This is a genomic window from Streptomyces nanhaiensis (genome assembly GCF_046614825.1).
In the GTDB taxonomy this organism is placed as follows: Bacteria; Actinomycetota; Actinomycetes; order Streptomycetales; family Streptomycetaceae; genus Streptomyces; species Streptomyces radiopugnans.
Window position 1 is genome coordinate 18,814 of the sequence record NZ_JBKJFM010000051.1, and the last position, 14,942, is coordinate 33,755.

Sequence of the window (14,942 nt, forward strand, 5' to 3'; positions counted from 1 at the left end):
CTTCACAGCGATTCGGCGAACCGGGCCAGGACACCGGCGGTCTGTCCGGGATTGAGCCGAGGGTCGCAAGCGCTGGTGTAGCGGGGGAAGTCGACACGCAAGGCCGGGACGGGCGTGCGGTCCGGTGCGGAGACGCACTCGGTGACGTCCTCGGGGGTCGTCTCCAGATGCAGTCCGGCGGGCCACTGCCGGTGGGCGCGCACGATCCGGGCGAACACCGAGACCTCGTCCCGCACCGCCTCCACGGGCCGGGTCTTCCGCCCGGAGCGCAGCCGCCAGGTGTTGCCGTGCAGGGGATCGCACAGCCACACCACCGGTGCGCCCCGGCGGGCCACCTCGGCGACCAGGCCGGGCAGCAGCCTGCGCGCGGGACCGGCGCCCAGGCGGACGATGAACAGCAGTCTCCCCTCCACGCCCGCCGGGTTGAGGACGTGGCTGAGCCGTACGGCCTCGGCCGGGGTGATCGAGGGCCCGAGCTTGACGCCGACGGGATTGCCCAGTCCCGCCGCCCACCCCACGTGCCAGCCGTCCAGGGCCCGGGTCCGGTCACCGATCCACACCGAGTGCGCCGAGGAGGCGTGGCTCCCGTCGGCTCCTCGGCGCACCAGCGGGGACTCGTAGGCGCACAGCAGCCCTTCGTGCGAGACGTACAGCCGCCTGCCCGCCGGCCGGCCGGGCCAGGTGGCGCGCACCCGGCCGAGGACGGCGGCGGCATGGTCGTACGCGGCGAGCAGCCGCCGCGGATCGCAGGAGCGGGCCGACGGCTCGGCCTCGGGCCCGTTCACGGCGTCGCCCCGGTAGACGGGCAGCCGTACGCCGTCCGCGCGGGTCTCGGACTCGGCGGAGCGGGGCTTGGCGTACTGGCCCGCCATCCGGCCCAGCGGCACCACCGGCAGCCCGGACGCCGTGCTCATCGCGTCGGCCAGTGAGTAGAGGTACTCCGCGCGCCGGTCGACGGCGGCCGGCGCCGCGTCCGCGAACCGCTCGGCGCAGTCACCCGCCTGCAGCACCAGCGCCTCACCGCGCGAGGCACGCGCCAGAGCGTCCCGCAGCGCCGTGCACTCGCCCTCGGTGACCAGACCGGGGCGGGCGGCCAACTCGGCTTCCACCTCAGCGAGTTCGTCTCCATCGGGCCACGGCGGCTGCTGCCGTGCCCGCCTGGACCCGGCCGGTGCCGTGGGGGTCACGGCGCTATCCACTGCCGCGACCAGCCGCTGTCGGTGAGCTGACAGCGCAGTCGGTCGGGTACGTGGTCCGCGCGGTCCTGCCAGAACTCGACGCTTTCGGGGACCAGACGGAAACCACCCCACTCCTCGGGCCGCGGCACCTCCTGACCCGCGAACCGCTCGGCGGCGGACGCGACGGCGTCCCGCACCGCCCCGGAGCCGGACACCACGGCCTGCTGGTCGGTGGCCCAGGCCAGGAGCTGCACGGGGCGCGGCAGCCGGGTGTAGTGGTCGTCGCAGGCCAGTGGGTCAAGGCGCTCCACCGGTCCCGCCGCACGGACCTGGCGGCCCAGGTCGAGCCAGCCGAAGCACAGTTGCGCCCACGGGTTCACCGCCAGGTCCAGGGCCTTGCGGCTGCGGTGGCCGGTGAAGAAGACGAATCCGTGGTCGGTGCGGGCGAGATCGACGAAACGCGCCGTCGGCCTGCCCTCGGCGTCCGCCGTCGCCAGAACCGCGGCGGCCGCGTCGTAGGGACGTGTCCGGGCCCACTCCCGGTGCCAGTCGCGGAACCGGACCAGCGGATCGCCCACCGCGTCCGCGTCGCCCATGCCCTCCCTCATCAGCCGGTCGCGCCGCTTTTCCGTATCCTCCTGGACGGGATTTCCCTCCCGGATCCTTTCCACTCTCAACGTGACATCCCTTCTTGCGTATGCTTCCTTCGGAAAAGAAAGAGGAGGAAGACTGTGGAAACGCGTGATCGTGAACGAGTGCTCCGCCTCAGGGAACGCCACCGGGAGATAACCGAGCCCCGGACATTCCGTCTCGGTGGCCACGAATGGGATCTCCTTCCTGGCGTGTACGCCCCGAATCTGACACCGTCCGCCCTGCTCTACGCGGAATGGGTCCCCTATCCCGTCGGCGGTTCCTTCTGCGAGATCGGCAGCGGCACCGGATATATAGCGGTGACCTCCGCCCATCGGGGGTGTGACCGTGTGACCGCGATCGACATCGGTCCGGTATCCGCCGAGAACACCCGTAAGAACGCCGAACGGCACGGGGTTTCCGACCGGGTCGCCGTGCTGTGCGGCGACATGTTCGAGCCGCTCACCGAGAACGACCGCTATGACGTGGTCTTCTGGAATTCCAATTTCGTGGAGGCCTCCTTCGGGGATCCGGCGGCCCCGGAGGGGCCGGAGGCGGACCGGGACGCCATGCTCGACCTGGCGTTCTGCGATCCCGGTTACGCCACGCACCGGAAGTTCTTCGACGGGGTCCGCGATCACCTCAATCCCGGCGGAAGAGTGCTGCTGGGCTTCACCGACCTCGGCGACGACGAGCTGCTGGAGCGGGTGGCCCGGGAGCACGGATGGTCGCCGGTGCCGCGCCGCCGTGCCGTCGGCGTCTACCCGGACGGGGAGCTGCGGTACGAACTGCTCGAACTCCTCCCCGTCTGACGTCCGGCGGGTCCGCCGCTCCCTCCCGGCCCGGCGAGCCGGCGCCCGGGGGAGCGGCGGGGGGCGGCCGCACCGTCATCTCCTGCCGAGCCGTACCGCCAGCGGCGCCAGCACGGCGGTGGCCGCGACGACCCAGGCCAGCGTCTGCAGCACGGGCACCAGCACCGGGCCGCCCGAGGACAGTCCCATCAGCGCGCCGTGGGCGCACGACAGCGGGTTCGCGCGCACCACCGGCTGCACGAACCCGGGGAACGCCTCGGCCGGCACCAGCGTCGTCGACAGCAGCAGCAGGAGCGTGACCGGGGCGTTCAGCAGCCCCGAGGCCGTCTCCTGACTGCCGGCCGACAGAGCGGTCACCACCGCGAGCCACAGGAAGATCGAGGCGAACGCCACCACCACGAGCAGGAAGCCCACCGCGGCCACCGCGCCGCGTTCGAAGCGGAAACCGAGCAGGAAGCCCACCAGTACCGTGACCGCCGTCACCAGGACGAACTTGACCAGATCGCCGGTGATGCGGCCCAGCAGCCCCGCGGAGCGTCCGATGGGCAGGGTGCGCAGCCGGTCCTGGAAGCCGCCGCGCAGGTCGCCGTGGAACCCGACCGCCGTCCCGGTGCAGCTGTACGCCACGCTGAACAGGGCGATCCCCGGGGTCAGCCGGGCGATGTAGGGCTCGTCCCCGGCGCCGCCGACCACCTCCTGGAACATCACGTACAGCGCCACCAGCAGGATCAGGGGGAACGCCAGCGCATCGCCCAGCAGTTGCGGGCTGCGCAGGAACCGCCTGATGTTGCGCCCGGCGAGCACCGACGCTTCGAACACGACCGTCATCGCGCCCTCCCGAACGCCTTGGTGGACGCCCACACGCCGACGGCCAGCAGACCGGCGATCCAGGCCAGGGCCGGCCACACCTCCCCGGCCGACGGCGACGCGGACGCCAGTGAGCGAAGGGCGTCGATGACCGAGGAGACCGGTGACGCCTCGACGACGGGCTCCAGCCAGTCCGGGAAGGCCGAGGCGGGCACGAAGGCCGTCGACAGCAGGATCAGGACCAGATACGGCAGGTTCAGCGTCGCCGACGCCGCCTCGGGGCCCGCCGACACCAGGCCGACGGCCGTGGTGGCCGCCGTCAGGGTCAGGGCGAACGCGACGGCCAGTGCGACGAAGCCGGCGACCGCGAGGACCGGGCCCTGGAAGCGGAAGCCCGCCAGATGGCCCGCCGCGCCGATGACCACGACGGCCACCAGAACCCAGACGACGTCCGAGACCAGCCGTCCCGCGACGAACGCGCCCCGGTTGACGGGCATCCACCGGCACCGGGACAGCATCCCCGAGTCCCGGTCGGAGGCGGTGGCCACCCCCGAGGTGTTGGCCACGGTGAACATCCACTGGACGACGATCGCGGGGGTGAGGAACTGGGCGTAGTCCAGCCCCCGCTCCTCGAAGATCCTGCCGAAGAGCATCAGGAAACCGAAGACGAAGACCAGCGGGAAGACCGCGTAGACCACCACCGACTGCGCGTTCGCGCCGCGCCGCAGGTTCCGTGCCGCCAGTACCAGGCCCTGTGCGGCGAGGTTGCCGGCGCCGCGTTCGGTCGACGCCCCGGCACGGGGGCGTTCCGTCGTCGTCGTCATGTACGGCTTTCCTCCGGAGGGCCGGGGGCGGCCTCGGGATCGGTGAGGGCGAAGAACACCTCGTTCAGACTCGGCTTGCGGAGAGTGACGTTCTCCGGGTCCACGCCCTCGTGCTCCAGGAGGCCGAGCACCTGCGCCATCACCGAGGTGCGGGGCGCGGGTACCACCAGGGTGCCGTTCCTCCCCGACACCTCCCCCAGGGCCCTCCGCAGTGCCTCCGCGGCCTCGTCGTGCCGTTCCGGAGCCACCTTCACCTCGCAGACCCGGCCGCCGACCCGGTCCTTGAGCTCGCCGGGTGTGCCCTCGGCCGCGACCCGCCCCGATCCGAGCACCACCACCCGGTCCGCCAGCCGGTCGGCCTCCTCCAGGTACTGGGTGGTCAGCAGTGTCGTGGTGCCCCCTCGCCGGAGTTCCTCCACGACGCTCCACACCTCCTCGCGGCTGCGCGGGTCGAGCCCGGTGGTGGGCTCGTCGAGGAAGAGGACGGGACGGTCGACGACGAGGCCGGCCGCCAGGTCCAGCCGCCTGCGCATACCGCCGGAGTACTCCTTGACCGGCCGGCCGCCGGCGTCCGACAGCCGGAACCGCTCCAGGAGTTCGTCGGCCCGCCTGGCGGCGTTCCGGGCGCCGAGCCGCAGCAGGCGCCCGAAGAGGACCAGGTTCTCCCGCCCGGTCAGCATCTCGTCCAGTGCGGCGAACTGGCCGGTGAGCGCGATGGAACGGCGCACCTCCTCCGGCTCGGCCACCACATCGTGCCCAGCCACCCTCGCGTGTCCGCCGTCGGGACGGAGCAGGGTGGTCAGGCAGTCGACGGTGGTGGTCTTCCCCGCGCCGTTGTGCCCCAGCAGACCGAGCAGGGTGCCCGGGGCCACCGAGAACGTCACATCCTCCAGCGCGGTCTTCTCCCCGTAGCGTTTGCGGAGTCCCTTGACCTCGATTCCGGCCCCAGGCAATCGTTTTCCTCCCGCCCGTCGGTCATTTCCCTCGCGAGTCCGCCGGCCTCCTCACCCCTCCTGCTGGGAGGCGGGGGTCTGCTGATGGAACATCAGCTTCCAGCCCTCTTCCCGGCGTACCCAGACGCTCGACATGTACAACCTGAAGGTGCCCCTCCCGGTGACGTCGGCGGTGGCCCGGTAGGTGACGACGGCGGAGTCCGGCGACAGCGGGACGAGGCGGCGGTCATCCAGCCTGAAGTTCTCGAACGGCGACTCGTTTCCGTCGATCTCGGCCACCAGGTCGTCGCCCGTGGCCACTCCGTCGTGCTCGACCACGAGTGTTTCCGGGGTGACGAGCCGCCGGTAGAAGTCGCCGTTCGCGGAGGAGATGGCCTCCCAGCCCGCTTCCTCCAGGGCGAAGAGTTCCTTCTCCATGGTGATTCGGTCGATCTCGGCCATTTGCTGTCTCATTCCTTTCCTGTCAGCTTCTGTCTCTCTTGTGCTCATTGTTCCCCCCGGTCCTTCGCCGTCTCCACCGACTCGCGGCGGTCGCGGCACCGTTCTCAGGGGGTGGACGGCCACTCCAGGCCCGCCGGGGCTCCGCGGCCGAGATCCGCCAGTACGGCTCCCAGCACCGCCACGGGGCGCTCCAGCAGGTAGAAGTGGCCCCCGGGGAAGACGTGCAGACGGAACGGGCCCGACGAGCAGGACCGCCACGCCTCCGCCTCCTCGGGAGTCACCTCGGGGTCGTTGTCCCCGGTCAGCGCGGTGACCGGGGTGCGCAGCCGACGGCCCTCCGGCGGCCGGTAGGTCTCGATCAGCCGGTAGTCCGCCCGCAGCGACGGCAGGACGAGACTTTGCAGCGCCGGGTCCGAGAACAGCGCCTCGTCCGTGCCGCCGAGTCGCTTCAGATCCGCCAGCAGAGCTTCGTCCCCTCCCTCGTGCACCGACACGGGGTCCCGGGTCCCCGGGGCCGGGCGACCGGAGACGAACAGCCGCAGCAGAGGCCTTCCGGTGTGCTCCTCCAGCCGCGCGGCGACCTCCGCGGCGACCGCCGCCCCCATGCTGTGCCCCAGCAGCACCAGACCGTCCCCGGAGACGGGGGCCAGGGCCGCGGCGAGGGGGCCCGCCAGTTCGTCCATACGGGTCGCGCACGGCTCCCCGGTACGGTCGTGGCGTCCGGGATACTGCACCGCCAGCAGATCGACGCCGCCGGGGAGCAGCGGCGCGAAGGGCCGGAAGGAGCCCGCGGCGCCCCCCGCGTGGGGGAAGCAGACCAGCCTGACCCGCTGTCCTCCCCCGGAGCCGGGGCCCCGTCCGCCCAGCGGGCGCAGCCAGCGCCGCCGCTCCTCCTCGCCCCTGCCCGGGCCGGTGACGGTCCGCGTCGTCCGGTTCAGGTGCATCGCGGTACCTCCGGTTCCCCGGCCAGTTCCCCGGCGCCGATCGGCCTCACGGCCGCCGTCCCGGTCAGTTCCGGCGGGCCCAGCCGCACGGCGGCGTCCCGCCAGGCCTGTGAGACGGCGAGTTGGGCGTGCCCCTCGGCCAGCGGATGGTGCCCCTCGCGCACGGCCTCGTGCAGTTCCGTCAGCGCCCGCAGCGCGGCGTCCGGCCACAGCCTCCCCACGACCTCCCGGTAGCTGGGGGCCGCGGCATCGCCCAGCGGGGTGGTCGCGGCGTGGTCGAGATGGCCGGCCGCCGCCTCCTCCAGCCGCGTCAGCGACCGCTCCTCGGAGGGGAAGTGGGGGCGCGGGCTCCACAGCAGCGGCCCGTGGGTGTCGGACAACGTCAGACTGCCGCCGTCCGTGCCGAGCGTGATCCGGTGCAGCAGATGGGCGTGGTTGTCCGGATCCGACGGGTTCAACTGGTTCTGCACGCGCAGGGTCAGCGGTACGTCGCGCACCGTCCCGGTCAGGGTGTGGAACACCGGAGTGGGCCGCGCGTCCTCGAAGGACCACGGCCGCAGCCCGCCCAGGGCCAGCCGCAGGATGTCGAACAGGTGGTAGAAGACCTGGAGCCCGCAGGCCGCGTCGGCGTAGAGCACCGGCCGGCGGGCGGTGAGCCTGCGGGCCGCGGCGATGAACCTCCGCACCGGCTCGACCCGCACGTAGTGGGTGCTGACCCGGAACACCACCCCCGCCCGGCGCGCCACGCGCAGCGACTCCGCCAACTCGTCGTGGTGCAGCGGCCCTTCCTGCAGGACGTGGACGCCCCGCTCCATCAGCTGCCGGGCCAGCTCGCTTCCGGGCCCGCCGTTCACCCCGGCGTACACCGCGACCACGGCGATGTCGGTGTCGGCCGGCAACTGCCCGGGACCGGTGTACAGGGGCACGCCCGCGCGTTCCGCGCAGGCCCGCGACCGCTCGCTGCCGCGGGCGAGGACACCGGTCAGCCGCAGGTCCCCGGCTCCCCGCGGCGCGTCCGGACCGCCGGCCTCCAGCGCGCGCAGGTAGACCCGGCCGAACCCGGTCCCGCAGACCACCACGTTCGCCGTCACAGCACTCCCTCCTCCACCGGTGGGGCGTCCTCGAGGATCCGCAGGTGGCCGACCCCCGGCATGGCGGCCAGCCGGTCCGGTGCCGTGCGGGCGTCGACGGCCTCGTCCGCCGGAAGCGGACCGGGCGCCACCTCCCCCGCCAGCACACACCGGACGGCGAACGCGGTGAACGCGGCGGTGAGCGCGTAACTGTCGTCGGCCCGCAGCACCAGGGTCCGGCGGTGAGGGCGGCCGTCGCGCTCCCCCTCCAGCCGGAAGACCATGAGCTGGTACGGCGTACGGCCGAACAGGTCCAGCTCCGCGGCACGCACCAGCCGCCCGGCCGCCTCCCGCAGGTCTCCGTCCGAGGGGGAGGACAGCGCGCGCAGCGCGTGTCCGCCGTCGAAGACGTTGTACCAGTGGGCCTCGGCCAGCCCCAGATCCCGGGCCAGCCGCTCCGTCTCGGCGCTGAGGAACGGGTACGCCGTGACGGGCCCGGGGAAGAAGGGCAGCTCCGCGTCGGTGAGGGGGGCCAGGGCGCCGGGCACCCGGCACCCGCCGGACCACGCGCTGAGGGAGCGCCCGCCGCCGTCCCGGGCGCCGGCCACGTAGTCCTGTGCCGATGCCCAGGTGAAGCGGTCCCGGCCGCCGGCGTACGCGACCAGCCGCTCCGGCCGGTCGAGGCCGGCGGCCAGCGCGCGGGGCAGCAGAGCCGAGAGACCGGGCACCATCCCCGCGCCCAGCACCGCGCACAGCTCTCCGTCCGGATCCCCGAACTCCCCGGACCCCGGCCCGTCGAGCAGTTCCTCGCCCGAGGCGCCCACGTAGTGCGCGCCCCCGGCCAGCGCGGCGCGCAGCACCCGGGGCGCCGTGCGCCGGGCGGGTCCCGTGCAGTCCACGACCACGTCGCACCTGCTGGCGAACCGTTCCAGGCCGTGCGGGTCGTCCACGTCGACCACCACCCGCTCGTGGCCGGGCGACCGGTCCAGCCGCGCCCGGTCGCGGCCGCCCAGCAGCACCCGGGCGCCACCGTCCACCAGCAGGGGGGCGACATGTCCTCCGACGGCACCACCGGAGCCGAGCAGGCCGAGCACGGCGGTCACCGGCCACCTCCCCGGTGCAGCCGGTCCAGCTCGCGCGCGAGACGGCCGACGTGCGGCGGGCGCATGCAGGAGAAGTGGTCGCCGGGTACGTCGACGATCTGGAGTTCGCCCAGGCACAGTTCCCGCCAGAACTCCGTCATGTCCGCCCGCAGCCAGGGCAGGAAGCCGGTCGCCTCGTCCTCGCGCAGCAGGACGACGTCGCCCGCGTACGGCGTGGCCCGGTGCCGGGTGACCGCCGTCATACTCGTGCGGTACAGGGAGTAGACCGCCTCCAGGTCCACCGGGAAGCCGTCACCGTCACCGCGTGCCGCGCGGCCGATCGCGGCGAGCCGCTCCCGCTGCGGCACCTTCCGCAGCGCGGCGAACCTGCGTGCCGCCTCCTCCACCACGGGGTCCCCGGTCAGGGAGTCCGGGGACCCGGAGGGCACCCGGCCGGGCGTGCGCTCCAGCACCGCCCGGAAGACGTGCGCGGTCGCGGCGTCGTCGGGGTAACCGAGTTCCTCGGTGCCGGCGTTCAGCAGCCGTGCGAAGACGTACTCCAGCACCAGTTCGTCCTCGACGGTGTGAGGCAGCGCGTAACTGCTCACGATGGTCAGGTTCTCCACCAGCGCCCCCGACTCGGCCAGCTGCCGGGCGACCTCCGTGGCCAGCAGCCCGCCCATGCAGTAGCCGACGACCTGGAAGCGGGTGTGCCCGGTCTCCAGCAGGCAGCGCGTGTAGTGGGCCGCACGCCGCACGATGAGGTCCTCGGGGTCCTCCCGCGCGTACGGCTCGTGCGCGGGGACGGCGAGTCCCACCAGCGGGCCCGGCCCCTCCAGCAGCGGTATCAGCGGCCGGTAGGCGGCCAGTGTGCCCATCCCGTCGTGGACCAGCACGCGCATCGCCGCGCCCTCGGCCCCCTCCGGTCCCTCCGCGCCGGACCCGGAGGAACCGGCGCCGCCGAGCGGGACCAGCGGCGAGTCGGCCGGGCCGTCCCCGCCGGCGCCTCCCGCATGCTCGCGGGATTCGCGCAGGAACTCCGCCAGGGCGGCCACCGTCGGACGGCTCAGCACGGCGCGCAGCACCGTGTCGTACAGCAGCCCGGCCGCCTCGGGGATCTCCTCGCGGACACGCCCCGCCAGCCGCGCCACCAGCAGTGAGTCCCCGCCCAGCCGGTAGAAGTCGTCGTCGCGCCCCACCCGGGGCAGCCGCAGCAGGTCTGCCCACACGGCCGCCACGCGCCGCTCCAGATCGTCCAGGTGCTCCGTTCCGCCGGTCAGTCCGGGGTCGTCGGGGACGCGGTGCCTCTCCGCCCAGCCGCGCAGCACCGCGGTGTCGGTCTTGCCGTTGGCGGTCAGCGGCAGGTCGTCGAGGAGTTCGAGCCGCGCGGGCAGCATGTACTCCGGGACGCGACGGGCGGCGTGCTCCAGCACGTCCTCGGGGCGCACGGGTATCCGGTCCGCCTTGAAGCGGGCCGCGAAGACGCGCTGCCCCAGCGGTGCCGTCACGCCGTCGGCGTGCGGCAGTTCCAGGACGGTGTCCGCGCCGGCCTCCCGGAGCAGGCGCCGCCACTGCCCGGAGTCGAGGAAGGTCTGGTCCCGCCCCCGGCGCAGGTCCTCGTAGTCCCACTTGGCCGGGTCCCTGTCGGGCATCATGAACTCCATCGAGGTCATGATCTGCACGTTCTCCTGCGTGGTCTCGATGAAGACCAGCCACCCCCCGGGAGCCAGCAGTTCGCGCAGCCGCGCCAGGACGGTGTCCACGTGCCGGGCGTTGTGCAGGACGTTGGCGCACAGCACCACGTCCTGCGAGTTCGGGAGCCGGCCCTGCTCCCGCGCGTCGCCGTTGATGTCGAACAGGCCGTAGTCGACGCGGTCGCCGAAACGCCGGCGGGCCTCGCCCAGGAAGAACTGCGACACGTCGGTGAACAGGTAGCGCACATCGGTGTCGGCGATCTCGGGGACGAGCACGGTGCTGGTCCCGCCGACGCCCGCGCCCACCTCCAGCAGCCGCAGTGGCCCCTCGTGCGCCGCGGCCAGCTCGCGGACCAGCCCGACGACGGCGTGGTTGACGTAGCGGCTGAGGACGTTGTCGCGGTAGGCGGCGTAGGAGAGGTCCAGTCCTCCCTCGGGGAAGAGCAGCGGCAGCGGATCGATCTCGTCGCGCAGCAGTTCGGGCAGTCGCTCGGCGCAGGTGCGGAAGTAGCCGATGAGGTCGGCCCTGTACCACTCCTCACGCTGGAGCGCGTCCACCTCGCGCCACGCCGCGTCCAGGTCCTCCCCGGAGACGGGCCCGGCCGCCGAGTGGGCGTCGCCGTGGCGGGTGAGCAGGCCCGCCTCGGTGAGGGACTTCAGCCAGCGGCGCACCAGCCGGTGGTGGCAGGGTGCCGCCGCCGTCGCCTCCAGCACCTGGGGCACGGTGTGATGGTCACCGGGCGACCGGAACAGGCCCTGCCGGTTGAAGGCGTGCAGCATGGCCAGCAGCCCGGCCCGGTCCAGCCGCCGCATGAACTCCGACAGCTCGGCGGGGTCGACGTCCCGGACCGCGGCGTCCCCGCGGGCCGAGGCCGCCGCCAGGAGCCGCTCGGCGCCGCCGTCCGGCACCGGCCGCGCCCCGGTGGCCAGCCGGGCGTACGCCAGCAGGCGGCGATCCAGCGGCCCGACGCCGTCGACCAGCGCGTGGGCCGAGGCCACGGCCGGGTGGGAGGAGAGGGCCGCCTCGGTCTCGGCCAGTTCGATCCGGTGGCCACGGATCTTGACCTGGCGGTCCTGCCGGCCGAGGAACTCGATGACGCCGTCCTCCCTGTACACCCCCCTGTCCCCGGTGCGGTACAGCCGCTCACCGGTGCGGGGGTGGTACACGAACCGCTCGGCGGTCCTCGCCGCGTCGCCGAGGTACCCCAGGGCGAGGCCGGCCCCGCCGATGTACAGCTCACCGGGCACGTGCTCCGGGCAGGACCGCAGCCACGGGTCCAGGACGTGGAAGGTCTGGTTGGCCAGCGGCCTGCCGTACGGGATGCTGCGCCAGTCCGGATCCACCTCGCCGATGGGGTGGGCGATGGACCACACGGCCGCCTCGGTCGCGCCGCCGAGACTCACCAGCCGCAGGCCGGGCAGGCGGCGGCGCACCCGGTCGGGCAGGGCCACGGGGATCCAGTCGCCGCTGAGCAGGGCCAGCCGCAGCGCGTCCAGACCGGCGGCGGGCTCGACGGCGAGGTAGTCCTCCAGCAACTGGAGCTGGGCGGGGACGGAGTTCCACACGGTCACCCGGTGCTCGGCGAGCAACTGCGCCCAGTGCGAGGGGTCGGCGCGCCGCTCCGGGTCGGGCAGCACGAGGGTGCCGCCGGCGCCCAGCACACCGAACACGTCGTACACCGACAGGTCGAAGCCCATGCCCGCCAGGCCGAGCACGCGGTCCTCCGCGGTGACGTCGAACCGCCGGCTGACGTCCCGCAGCGTGTTGAGGGCCGCCCGGTGCGAGACCATCACACCCTTGGGCGCACCGGTCGAGCCGGAGGTGTAGACGACGTACGCCAGGTCGTCCGGGCCGGCGGGCGGGGCCCCGGCGCTTTTGCCGCCCCCTTCGCGGACGGCGAGCGCGTCCACCGCGACGGCGTGCCGGCTGCGGTCGTCCCCCGGCAGGGACCACGACTGGACCAGCACGTGGCGGACTCCGGCATCGTCGAGGATCCGCTCGCGGCGCAGCCGCGGCTGGGAGGCGTCGAGCGGCAGGTAGGCGCAGCCGGCCAGCAGGGTTCCCAGGGCCCCGGCCACCTGTTCCCAGCCCTTGTCCATGACCAGGCCGACCACCTCACCGGGCGTGCACCCGGCCTCCCGCAGCCGTGCGGCCACCGCCTCCGCCCGGCCGAGCAGCTCGCCGTGGCTCAGGGTCCGCCCGCCGGAGACGACCGCCGGCCGGTCGGGGTGCGCCCGCGCGGCGGCCACCAGGTCGTCGTGGAGCAGCGCGTCCGGCAAGGGGGCCGCGGTGTCGTTCGCCGCGTCCCGGCGACGCTGCTGAGCCCGCGGCAGCGGGACCGGGGAGGGCTCCTCCCAGACGGCCGCTTCCTCGCCCAGCCGGCGCAGCAGCGCCACCAGCGCGTCGAACATCTCCTCGGCCACGCCCGGGAGCAGGACTCCCTCGCGCACGTCCCAGCGCAGGTCCAGGCAGCCGTCCGACTCCACCGCCTGCGCGTCGATCCACACCTGCGGCGTCTGGCTGATCCCGTGGACGGGGCGCTCCGCCGGGTCGTCCCGCGCGGCGGCCTCCCCGGGACCGCCGGCGTCCCCGGCGGTCCCGAGGGTGCTGGTGAAGACCACGGGCAGCAGCGCCGCGGCGGACCCGCGCCGCCGCGCCAGCTCCCGCATCACCTCCACCCCGCTGTGGAGCCGGTGGTCCATGTCCTCCCACATCCGCTGCTGCAGCGCGCGGGCGCGCTCCCCGAACGCCGAGAGGGGAGCGGTGTCCACCGCCAGTGGGCTGACGGTGGTGAAGTCGCCGACGAGCCGGTCCACCTGCGGGTGCAGCGGCTCCCGGTTGAGCAGGGTGAGGTTGAGGCAGAACCGCGGCTTCGCGCTCCACCGGCCGATCACCTCCGCGAGCGCGGCCAGTACCGTCGCGGACGGTGTGAGGTTCCACCGGGCGGAGGCCCGGCGGACCGCCTGCCACTGCTCCGGGGAGAGGGCCGAGGACAGCCGGCGGAAGCGCCCGGGCAGGTACTCGGCCCCCTCGCGCACGGGAAGCTCCGGGGCGGCGGGCAGCACGTCCAGCCGGCGTGCCCAGTACTGGCGGTCACGCTCGTAGGCGGGGCTCTCCCGGCGGCGCGCGGCCGCGCTCAGGTAGTCGCGGAAGGTGATGTCGAGCGGGGGCGGCGTCAGGCCGTCGTAGAGCATCCGCAGCTCGCGCATCAGCGTCCGCACGCTCAGGTAGTCCGCGATCAGGAAGTCGACCGACACGTGCAGCACCGCGCAGGCGTCGGTAAGGGTCACGCGCAGCGCGAACAGCGGCCACCGCTCGGGGTCGTGGACGCTGTGGTCCATCGCGGCACGTACCTCGGCCCGGGCCCTGCCGGCCTCCGCGGGGGAGGCGCCGCGTACGTCCGTCACCTCGATCCGGTAGTCGGGCACCTCCGGGAGCACCCGCTGGTGGCCGTCCAGGGAGATCACGGCGCGCAGCATGTCGTGCCGGCCGACGAGCCGGTTCCAGGCCGACTCCAGCCGTACGGGATCGAGTTCGGCGTACTCCATCTCCGCGTAGACCTGGCAGCCCACCCCTCCGTAGGCGAAGGCCTCGCGCCGGCCCAGCAGGTACGCGGACTGCACGTCGGTGAGGGGGAACGGGTCGTACCGGTGCTCGGGATCGCGGACGACCGCCGGCGACTCCGCCCGCAGGCACGCCAGGACGGCCTCCTTGTGGGCGGCCAGCGCCTCGCGCCACTCGTCGGTGAGGACGCCGCGGGGGGCCCTGAACCTCAGTCGTCCCCCGTCCTCCCACAACTGGACTCCGCGTTCGCGCAGATCCGCCACCAGGGTCTCCGGCGTACGGGCAGTGTCTGCTGACAGGGTCACAGGGAGCCCTCCTCGAAGCTGTCGATCAGTGCGGCGGTCTCGGCGACGGTCGGTGCCGAGAAGAGCTGCCGGAGAGTGACCTCGACGCCGTGGCGCTCACGCAGCGCCTGGGCCATGCGGGTGGCGATGAGGCTGTCGCCGCCGAGGGAGAAGAAGTTGTCGTCCCGGTGGATGCCGGGGATGCCCAGCAGTTCCTCCCACACCGCCGCCACGGCCTCCTCGGCGGGGCCCCGCGGCGGCTGCGAACCGCCACCGGACCGCTCCTCGGAGACCAGGTCGGCCACCGCCCGCCGGTCGGTCTTGCCGTTGGGGGTCAGCGGCATGGCGTCCAGGACGAGGCAGACCTGCGGGATGGCGTAGGAGGGCAGCCTCTCGGCGAGGAAGTCCTCCAGGTCGTCGAGTGCGGAGTCGTCCCCGGCCGCCTCCGAGTCCGGGGTGACGGCGGCTGCGAGTTGGTGTGTGTGGGGGGTTGTGAGGGCGGTGGCGGTGGTGATGTGGGGGTGTTGGGTGAGGGCGGTTTCGATTTCGCCGAGTTCGATGCGGTGGCCGTTGATCTTGATTTGGTGGTCGGTGCGGCCGAGGAATTCGAGGGTGCCGTCGGGCCAGTAGCGTCCGAGGTCTCCGGTGCGGTACCAGC

General features: G+C 73.6%; 12 protein-coding genes. 1 reads left to right on the plus strand and 11 read right to left on the minus strand.

The window, feature by feature from the left end; genetic code table 11:
• Positions 1–2: 2 nt before the first annotated feature.
• Positions 3–1,199, minus strand: a complete 1,197-nt coding sequence (locus tag ACLIYP_RS13930; RefSeq protein WP_412713439.1) for a 3-deoxy-7-phosphoheptulonate synthase — start codon at positions 1,197–1,199, stop codon at positions 3–5.
• The gene (locus ACLIYP_RS13935) at positions 1,184–1,774 is read right to left on the minus strand and encodes a pyridoxine/pyridoxamine 5'-phosphate oxidase (protein ID WP_412713440.1); all 591 of its coding nucleotides are present in this window, start codon (positions 1,772–1,774) and stop codon (positions 1,184–1,186) included. Before ACLIYP_RS13935 ends, ACLIYP_RS13930 begins: the two co-directional genes overlap by 16 nt.
• 246 nt (positions 1,775–2,020) lie before the next feature.
• On the opposite strand from ACLIYP_RS13935, the gene ACLIYP_RS13940 reads away from it, so the two are divergent.
• Entirely contained in the window at positions 2,021–2,620 is a 600-nt protein-coding gene (locus ACLIYP_RS13940) for a methyltransferase domain-containing protein (RefSeq protein WP_412713441.1), read from the plus strand.
• 75 nt (positions 2,621–2,695) lie between these two features.
• Here ACLIYP_RS13940 and ACLIYP_RS13945 read toward each other — a convergent pair whose 3' ends face one another.
• From ACLIYP_RS13945 to ACLIYP_RS13985, 9 genes are all read right to left on the minus strand, one after another.
• Entirely contained in the window at positions 2,696–3,448 is a 753-nt protein-coding gene (locus ACLIYP_RS13945) for an ABC transporter permease (RefSeq protein WP_412713442.1), read from the minus strand.
• Complete coding sequence (locus ACLIYP_RS13950; RefSeq protein WP_412713443.1) at positions 3,445–4,251, minus strand: ABC transporter permease; 807 nt, start codon at positions 4,249–4,251, stop codon at positions 3,445–3,447. The genes ACLIYP_RS13945 and ACLIYP_RS13950 overlap by 4 nt, the downstream gene beginning before the upstream one ends.
• The gene (locus tag ACLIYP_RS13955) at positions 4,248–5,204 is read right to left on the minus strand and encodes an ATP-binding cassette domain-containing protein (RefSeq protein ID WP_412713444.1); all 957 of its coding nucleotides are present in this window, start codon (positions 5,202–5,204) and stop codon (positions 4,248–4,250) included. Before ACLIYP_RS13955 ends, ACLIYP_RS13950 begins: the two co-directional genes overlap by 4 nt.
• Positions 5,205–5,255: 51 nt before the next feature.
• Positions 5,256–5,645, minus strand: a complete 390-nt coding sequence (locus ACLIYP_RS13960; protein WP_093663188.1) for a nuclear transport factor 2 family protein — start codon at positions 5,643–5,645, stop codon at positions 5,256–5,258.
• A 104-nt stretch (positions 5,646–5,749) separates the two neighbouring features.
• Positions 5,750–6,589 (minus strand): thioesterase II family protein, encoded by an 840-nt coding sequence (locus ACLIYP_RS13965; protein ID WP_412713445.1) that lies wholly within the window; start codon positions 6,587–6,589, stop codon positions 5,750–5,752.
• The gene (locus tag ACLIYP_RS13970; RefSeq protein WP_412713446.1) at positions 6,580–7,680 is read right to left on the minus strand and encodes a Gfo/Idh/MocA family oxidoreductase; all 1,101 of its coding nucleotides are present in this window, start codon (positions 7,678–7,680) and stop codon (positions 6,580–6,582) included. Before ACLIYP_RS13970 ends, ACLIYP_RS13965 begins: the two co-directional genes overlap by 10 nt.
• Complete coding sequence (locus ACLIYP_RS13975) at positions 7,677–8,762, minus strand: saccharopine dehydrogenase NADP-binding domain-containing protein (RefSeq protein WP_412713447.1); 1,086 nt, start codon at positions 8,760–8,762, stop codon at positions 7,677–7,679. The genes ACLIYP_RS13970 and ACLIYP_RS13975 overlap by 4 nt, the downstream gene beginning before the upstream one ends.
• Entirely contained in the window at positions 8,759–14,305 is a 5,547-nt protein-coding gene (locus ACLIYP_RS13980; RefSeq protein WP_412713448.1) for an amino acid adenylation domain-containing protein, read from the minus strand. The genes ACLIYP_RS13975 and ACLIYP_RS13980 overlap by 4 nt, the downstream gene beginning before the upstream one ends.
• Positions 14,302–14,942 (minus strand): phosphopantetheine-binding protein (locus ACLIYP_RS13985; RefSeq protein WP_412713449.1); only part of this gene is annotated, 641 nt, incomplete at its 5' end. The genes ACLIYP_RS13980 and ACLIYP_RS13985, both read right to left, overlap by 4 nt.

Bases quoted from the DNA above. Each gene is read 5' to 3' on its own strand.
- ACLIYP_RS13935 (WP_412713440.1), bottom strand. From the start codon at position 1,774: ATGGGCGACGCGGACGCGGTGGGCGATCCGCTGGTCCGGTTCCGCGAC.
- ACLIYP_RS13945 (WP_412713442.1), bottom strand. From the start codon at position 3,448: ATGACGGTCGTGTTCGAAGCGTCGGTGCTCGCCGGGCGCAACATCAGG.
- ACLIYP_RS13950 (WP_412713443.1), bottom strand. From the start codon at position 4,251: ATGACGACGACGACGGAACGCCCCCGTGCCGGGGCGTCGACCGAACGC.
- ACLIYP_RS13960 (WP_093663188.1), bottom strand. From the start codon at position 5,645: ATGGCCGAGATCGACCGAATCACCATGGAGAAGGAACTCTTCGCCCTG.
- ACLIYP_RS13965 (WP_412713445.1), bottom strand. From the start codon at position 6,589: ATGCACCTGAACCGGACGACGCGGACCGTCACCGGCCCGGGCAGGGGC.